8 protein-coding genes are annotated in these 6,725 nt (G+C 69.5%); 5 read left to right on the top strand and 3 right to left on the bottom strand.

Annotated features, from left to right (window positions below; translation table 11 throughout):
- The 4 genes from QZH52_RS18225 to phaZ all read left to right on the top strand — a co-directional run.
- On the top strand, positions 1–434 hold a 434-nt coding region (locus QZH52_RS18225), incomplete at its 5' end, for a porin (protein ID WP_301811630.1).
- Between the two features lie 23 nt (positions 435–457).
- A complete protein-coding gene (locus QZH52_RS18220) occupies positions 458–928 on the top strand; it encodes a MaoC family dehydratase (RefSeq protein ID WP_286530868.1) in 471 nt (156 codons plus the stop codon).
- Complete coding sequence (locus QZH52_RS18215; protein WP_301811626.1) at positions 925–2,592, top strand: alpha/beta fold hydrolase; 1,668 nt, start codon at positions 925–927, stop codon at positions 2,590–2,592. Before QZH52_RS18220 ends, QZH52_RS18215 begins: the two co-directional genes overlap by 4 nt.
- On the top strand, positions 2,589–3,410 hold the full coding sequence (gene phaZ, locus QZH52_RS18210) for a poly(3-hydroxyalkanoate) depolymerase (protein ID WP_301811624.1): 822 nt from the start codon (positions 2,589–2,591) through the stop codon (positions 3,408–3,410). The genes QZH52_RS18215 and phaZ overlap by 4 nt, the downstream gene beginning before the upstream one ends.
- Here the strand turns inward: phaZ and QZH52_RS18205 are convergent.
- The 3 genes from QZH52_RS18205 to QZH52_RS18195 all read right to left on the bottom strand — a co-directional run bounded on the left by QZH52_RS18205 (position 3,407) and on the right by QZH52_RS18195 (position 5,863).
- Entirely contained in the window at positions 3,407–3,637 is a 231-nt protein-coding gene (locus QZH52_RS18205) for a hypothetical protein (RefSeq protein ID WP_301811622.1), read from the bottom strand. The genes phaZ and QZH52_RS18205 overlap by 4 nt on opposite strands.
- Before the next feature lie 77 nt (positions 3,638–3,714).
- Positions 3,715–4,584: an amino acid ABC transporter substrate-binding protein gene (locus tag QZH52_RS18200; RefSeq protein ID WP_301811619.1), complete on the bottom strand. Its 870-nt coding sequence runs from the start codon at positions 4,582–4,584 to the stop codon at positions 3,715–3,717.
- A 52-nt stretch (positions 4,585–4,636) separates the two neighbouring features.
- Positions 4,637–5,863, bottom strand: a complete 1,227-nt coding sequence (locus QZH52_RS18195; RefSeq protein WP_301811616.1) for a DUF2252 domain-containing protein — start codon at positions 5,861–5,863, stop codon at positions 4,637–4,639.
- An 86-nt stretch (positions 5,864–5,949) separates the two neighbouring features.
- Between QZH52_RS18195 and QZH52_RS18190 the strand changes: the two genes are divergently transcribed.
- Positions 5,950–6,591 (top strand): VIT1/CCC1 transporter family protein, encoded by a 642-nt coding sequence (locus tag QZH52_RS18190; RefSeq protein ID WP_301811613.1) that lies wholly within the window; start codon positions 5,950–5,952, stop codon positions 6,589–6,591.
- The last annotated feature ends 134 nt before the right edge of the window (positions 6,592–6,725 follow it).

The following is a 6,725-nucleotide window of genomic DNA, read 5'->3' as shown; positions in this document are numbered from 1 at the left end:
GCGTCGTCAAGCTGTTCGGCGAGTACTCGCACAACAAGACCAAGACCGACTTCTCCGGCATCCCGCCGCTGCCCAATGCCTTCGGTTTCACCAGCCCCGGCGCCAACGGCGCCCTGGTCGGCGCCACCGTGCCGGTCGGACCCGGCCTGATCCGCGCCGTCTACACCCAGGTCAAGTACAACAACGTCACCGCCCTGAACCAGCTCATCCCCGGCCTGTCGCCGGATCCGAAGTCGGAGAAGTTCGCCCTCGGCTATGTGTACAACCTGTCGGCGCGCACGGCCGTGTACGCGACCGCGGCACGCATCGACAACAAGGGCGGCGCCGACCTCACGGTGGGCGGGCCGGCCTTCTACGCGAAGCCGATCAACGGCGTCGTGCCGACCGCCAAGACCTCCACCGGCTACGACCTCGGCATCCGCCACATCTTCTGAGATCGACCGCCAGCGGGCTCACCATGAACATTCCCAAGGACTACACCCTGGCCGCGCTGAAGGCGCATGTCGGCCATGACTTCGGCCACGCGGCCCCCGTGCTGCTCGACCAGCGGCGCATCGACAGCTTCGCCGGCTGCACCGGCGACAGCCAGTGGATCCATGTCGACGTCGATCGTGCCCGCACGCAGGGGCCGTTCGGCCACACGATCGCGCACGGCCTGCTGGTGCTGTCGCTGATTCCGGCGGCGCATTTCGAGCTCGGCGTCTATCCGGCCGACGCGAGCGGCGTGCTCAACTATGGCTTCGACCGCGTGCGATTTCTCGCGCCGGTGCCGAGCGGCAGCTATGTCCGCCTGCAGGTGGAACTGGTGGAGGTCACCGAGAAGCAGCCCGGCCAGTGGCTGGTCCGCTGCCGCAACACGGCGCATGCCCGCGGCGAGGCATGGGGCGCCGTGATGGTGGCCGAATCGCTCGCGCTGGTGATGGCATGAACACGGGCGCACACATCCGCGACGACCTGCCGCGCGACGGCACGCGGCTCGCCGATTCCCTGGTCGCGCTCGCCGCCGCCGTCGGCACCCGGCCGGTAGAGGCCCTGCAGAGCCTGCACCGTTCCGGCGCGGCCCTGCTGGACGTCGCCATCGGCCGCTCGACCGTCGAGCCCGCCGCCGGCGACCGCCGCTTCGACGATCCGGCCTGGCAGGGCAATCCGCTCTATCGCGGCCTGATGCACAGCCACCTGGCGCTGGTGCGGGAAGCCCAGCGCCTGGCCGGCGAACTCGCGCTGTCGCCACGCGACGAGGCCCGCACGCGCATGGCGCTGGGCATGGTCGCCGACACCTTGGCGCCGACCAACACGCTGCTGGGCAATCCGGCGGCGCTGCGCCGCACGCTCGATACCGGCGGGCGCAATCTGCTCGACGGCGCACGCAACCTGGTGACCGACTGGCGCGACAACGGCGGCCTGCCCGCGATGGTCGACGGCACCGCCTTCGGCGTCGGCGAGAACCTCGCGGTCACGCCCGGCTCGGTCGTGTATCGGCATGCGATGCTCGAGCTGGTCCAGTACCGGGCGCAGACGCAGAAGGTGCACGGCACGCCGCTCTTCATCGTGCCGCCGCAAATCAACAAGTACTACATCTGGGACCTCGCGCCCGGCCGCAGCCTGATCGAGTACCTGGTGCAGCAGGGCTTCCAGGTCTTCGTCGTGAGCTGGTTCGATCCCGGCGCGGCACAGTCGGGCTGGGGGCTGGAAGACTACGTGCTGGCGCTCGAAGAGGCCATGCAGGCCGTGCGCGACATCTCCCGCGCGCCGCAGATGCATGTGCTGGGCGCCTGCTCCGGCGGCATCACCGCATCGGCCCTGCTCGCCTACCTGGCGGCCAAGGGCAGCGACTGGGCGCGAAGCCTCACGCTGCTGGTGTCGCTGCTCGACGTGCAAGGCATCGCCGACAGTTCCATGGGCCTGTTCGCGCACCTCGAGACGCTCGAGCTCGCGCGCACGGCCAGCGGGGGCAGCGGCGTGCTGCAGGGCAAGGACCTGGCCAAGGTCTTCGCCTGGCTGCGGCCGAACGAGCTGATCTGGAACTACTGGGTCAACAACTACCTGATGGGCGAGAAGCCGCCGACCTTCGACGTCCTCTACTGGAACTCCGACACCACGCGCCTGCCCGCACGGCTGCATGCCGACTTCATCGCGCTGCTGCAGACCAACGCGCTGGCGCACGAAGGCGGCCTCTCGATCGGCGAGATGCCGCTGTCGCTCGCCAACGTTGGCTGCGACAGCTACATCGTCGCCGGCCGCACTGACCACATCACGCCCTGGGAGGGCTGCTACCAGACGCGCCGCATGCTCGGCGGGCACAGCGAGTTCGTCCTGACCTCGAGCGGGCACGTGCAATCCATCGTCACGCCGCCCGGCGGCAAGAAGGCGTCGTTCCTGACCAACAACGGTGCGCACGACACGCCCGAGGGCTTCGAGTCGGGCGGCCAGGCGAACGAAGGAAGCTGGTGGCCGCACCTCACGGCCTGGCTCGCGGCGCGCTCCGACGCGCAGAAGCGGGCGCCGGCCCGCGAAGGCTCGCGCGGCCATCCCGCCCTGTGCGCGGCACCGGGAACCTACGTGCTCGGGCCCACCGGGTCGGCGGCCGAATGAAGGCCGGGGTCCGACCTCTGGAGACCTTCCCGGTCCGCATCGGAACCCAGCGCCTGCGCGTCGCCATCGGCGGCGCGCCGGACGCCGAACGCACCCTGCTGCTGTTCAACGGCATCGGCGCCAGCGTCGAGACGCTGGCGCCTTTCATCGCCCGCTTCTCGCACACCCGGGTCGTCACCTTCGACGCGCCGGGCGTCGGCGAGTCGCCCGCCCCCTGGCTGCCCTACCGCCCGCGCGACATCGCGCGGCTCGGCGCCGACCTGCTGACCCACCTGGGCGTGCAGCGCGCCCATGTGTTCGGCGTCTCGTGGGGCGGAGCCGCGGCGCAGGAGTTCGCGATCAACCATCCGCGCCGCTGCAGCACGCTGACGCTGGCCGCCACCTGCGCCGGCATCGTGATGGTGCCGGGACGGCTGAACGTGCTGCTGAAGATGCTGAGCCCGCGGCGCTATGTCGATCCGGCCTACCTGATGCGCATCGGCGGCGATCTCTACGGCGGCGAACTGCGCTTCGAGAGCGAGCTGCTGCAGCTGCATGCGCAATCCATGCGCAGCCCGAGCTGGCACGGCTACTTCTACCAGCTGCTGGCCACCGCGGGCTGGACCAGCTGGCCCTGGCTCAAGCGGGTGCAGGCGCCGGCGCTGGTGATGATGGGCAGCGACGATCCGATCGTGCCGCCGGTCAACGGCCGCATCATCGCGGCCGGGCTGCCCCGGGCGACGCTGGAGACGGTCGACTGCGGGCATCTCTTCGTGCTGACCCGCGCCGCGCAGACCGCACGGCGCGTCGAGAGGTTCATGGACCAGCACGCGGCCTAAATCAATCCACGCAAGCGGCGCTGGGCGCGGTCGAGTCCGACCACCAGGCGATTCTCGATGCCTTCGGCCTCCGTGATCCGCTCGTCGAACCACACCGCGTCCGCGTTGGCGACCTCGGACATCTTCTGCATCATGGCGACGATCAGGGCGTTGTGGTCCCTGATCAGCCCGTCCCAGAGATCGACATCCGCCTGGGCGCCTTGTATTTCCACGTAGCTGGCCGTCATGGTTGTCTCCTGCGCTCGTGTGCCGCATAGCGTAGCACTGCGACGTGCCGGCGGCGAGCGCGGTGGAGACGGCCCGGTCACTCCTCCAGCGCGTTCAGGATATACACCGCCTCGAGCAGCGGCGAGGGCCGGGCGCCGGCCGGGAAAGACTGGCGGAACACCTCGGTGATCGCGCCGCTGCGGTAGATCTCGGCCAACCCGCGGTTCACCGCCAGCCGCAGGTCGGCGTCGCGCCGCATCATCAGCGCGTAAGGCTCGATGGACAAGTAGTCGTCGCTGAGCTTGAGCGCCACCGTGGAGGGCTGGCCGAGCGCTTCGCCCAGCAGGATGAGGCGGTCGGTGGCGTAGGCGTCGATGCGGGCGGTGCGCACCGCCGCGATGCCCTCGGTGTGCGTCTGCATCGGGACCAGCACGGGCGCGATGCCGCGCGCCGACAGCCTCTTGAGTACCGCCTCGGTGGTAGTTCCGGGGATGACGCCCACGCGCTTGCCGTTCAGGTCGGCCGGGCGCGCCATGGGCGACGAGGCCTGGGTCACGAAGGAGGCGCCCTCGACCCAGATCGTGTTGCTGAAATCCACCTGCTGCTCGCGGCCCAGCGTGCGCGTGGTGCTGCCGCATTCGATGTCCACGGTGCCGTCATTCACCGCCTGCATCCGCGTGGCGGCAGTCACCGGAACCCACTGCACATCGAGCTTGGGCAGCTTGAGCTGCGCCTGGATGGAAGCCGCCACCCGCTGGCACAAGGCCACCGAGTAGCCGGTCGGCTTGCCGTCGGCGCCCTTGAAGGAGAAGGGCTGGGCGTCCTCCCGGTAGCCGAGCTTGAGGGTCTGCGTCTGCGCGACCCGCGGCAGCGGAGCACCGGCTGCCGCGCCGGGCGGGTTGGCGCAGGCGCCGAGCAAGGCAGAGACGAGCACGAGCGCACACGGCGCCAGCAACCGAGCATTCATGGATTCCTCCTGCCCCACATGACCGGGAGCGGGTGCATTGTGCTTGCCGGCGTCAGCCTCGTCCATGCCCGCTCGACGGACCGCCGAAGGCCCCATCGTCATAGGCCGCGGCATAGACCGCCCAGTCCGCGCGCACCTGGGCGGCACATTCGGCCGCCGCATCGAGCAGGCGGTCCCGCCACTTCGCACGGCCGCCGAAATCGATCAACTCATCGGTGGTGGCCGATCCTTCGCGCCCGGAACTGCGCAACTGGGCCCACGCCACCAGCTTGCCCATCACCGCGATCACGCCTTCGAGGTCGGCGAGGTTCCTGGCCGATTGGCCGCCGAGCACGACCCGGTCCTCGGTCGGCTGCAATGCGCGCAACACGTAGGGCGTACCGCCCGCGACGATCGGCTGCAGAAAGGCCATCGACACCGCCTGGAGGCGACGCTGAAGCGCCACCACGCGGTGCGCCTGCGACTTCCACTTCGGTTGCGCCACCTTCAGGTGCGGCGTCAGCGACGACGCAAGCGCCTGCTTGAGATCGAGCACGTAGTTGCCGTCCGGGGAACCCTTGCCCTCGACCAGGATCGCATAGCGGTCGACGCCCAGGCTGCCGGTGCCCGCAATGCGGCGCGCCACGTCGAGCACCTGGTAGAAGTCCGGGTTCGGCTGCGCCTCGGCGTACTGCGCGACCACCGCGCGGACGGCCGCGTCCTGTGCCTTGTCGACGGCGAGCGCCTTCTTGCCGTCGATGCGCAGCACGCGACGACGCTCCCTGAGCTCGGTGCGCGCAGCGAGGAACTGCGTGCGCTGCCGCTGCCGCAGGCCGTCGAGCAGCGCCCGCACCAGGCCCTGCGCCGTGTCGCGCTCCACCCAGTAGGCCTTGCCCGCGCGAAGGGTCGTCGCATAGCTTTCGAGGAAGATCTCGCAGAGCTTCCGCGTTTCGCGGCGGCGTGCCGTGAGCGTCTCGCCGCCGACCCACAGGCTCGCCAGGCAGCGGACCAGGTCCCAGCTCACCGGCGCCAGCGCCGCCTCGTCGAAGTCGTTGATGTCGAAGTAGACCAGCCGGTTGTCGCCCTTGTAGCTGCCGAAATTCTCAAGATGCAGGTCGCCGCAGACCCACCCCAGAGGCGCCGACCGGAAGATGCCGCCGCCCGGAAGGCGTTCGTAGAAGAGATGGCAGGTGCCGCGCAGGAACACGAACGGGCTGGTGCGCATGTTGCGGTACTTGAGTTGCAGCCGCTCCGGGTCCCGGTTCGCGTTGAAGGCGAGGATCTCGCGTACGACGTCCATGTCTGCACCTCCAGGTACGGTCCATTCGAGCCTAGCACTGCACGTACACTGCGTCGACCCGTGATGCCCGACCGCATGGAGGAAGCATGAACAACCGTGTGCTGGACCCGATCGATCGCAATTCGGAGATCCTGTTCGGACTCTTCATGGTCCTGACCTTCACCGGCACGCTGAGCGTGGCTTCGGCGGGACCGAAGGAGGTGCGCGCGATGCTGCTCGCGGCCATCGGCTGCAACATTGCTTGGGGTCTCGTCGACGGCGTGATGTTCATGCTGCGCCGTATCGTCGGTCGCGCGCGCCAAGCGATGCTCTGGCGCCGGGTGGTCTCCAGCCAGCAACCCGAAGAGGCGCATGGACTGATCGCCCAGGAGATCGGCCCGCTGTCGGACGCGCTCGGGCGCCAGGATTTCGAACGCACGCGCCAATGGATGCTGGCCCAGCCCGCGCACGTCGCGCCGGCCCGAGTGCTGAAGCGGCAGGACCTGGTCGGCGGCCTGGGCGTCTTCCTGCTGGTCTTTCTTTCGACCTTTCCGCCGACGCTGCCCTTCCTTTTCTTCTCCGACCTGCGCACCGCGATGCGCGCGTCCGCCGCGATCGCCATCGTGATGCTGTTTCTCTGCGGCTACGAATGGGGCCGCTACGCCGGCACCCCGCCCTGGCGGGCCGCACTGCTGATGGTCGTGCTGGGCGTGACCATCGAACTGATCGTCATCGCGCTGGGCGGTTGAACGCGCGGCCCGGCGGCCGGCCTTCCCCCTCCTTCGCGGAGGGGGCGGCCGGGACGTCCGGACGATAGATTGGTGGCACGGACCCACGGGTCCGCCTCTTGCCGCGCCACCGTGGTGCGGCCCCCTTCCACAGG

This window comes from Variovorax ginsengisoli (assembly GCF_030486595.1).
GTDB lineage: Bacteria > Pseudomonadota > Gammaproteobacteria > Burkholderiales > Burkholderiaceae_C > Variovorax > Variovorax ginsengisoli_B.
The sequence above is the reverse complement of the archived record's forward strand: the minus strand, read 5'-3'. Positions and strand labels throughout refer to the sequence as shown.